The organism is Pseudoalteromonas sp. P1-25 (assembly GCF_001401805.1).
GTDB lineage: Bacteria > Pseudomonadota > Gammaproteobacteria > Enterobacterales > Alteromonadaceae > Pseudoalteromonas.
On sequence record NZ_LKDW01000134.1, the window covers coordinates 1 to 236 of the forward strand.

The following is a 236-nucleotide window of genomic DNA, read 5'->3' on the forward strand; positions in this document are numbered from 1 at the left end:
GAACTTGATAACACCGCAGCGATCACAACCAGCATTGATAAAACCGCCGACGGCGTGATTAATGGTAACGGCGAAAGCGCCGCCATGGTTGTGCGTGGCACGGTGAGCGATGTGGAAGACGGTCAAACCGTGACGGTGATCATCAGCGATGGTACAAACCAAGTTGAAACAACGGCGCTTGTGCAAAACGGTGAGTATGTTACCGATCCGATTGATGCAAGCGCACTAAGCGACGG

1 protein-coding gene is annotated in these 236 nt (G+C 53.0%); it reads left to right on the forward strand.

Annotated elements, in window-relative coordinates; translation table 11 throughout:
• Positions 1-236: hypothetical protein (locus AN393_RS20350; RefSeq protein WP_161804183.1), on the forward strand; the 236-nt coding region annotated here is incomplete at both ends.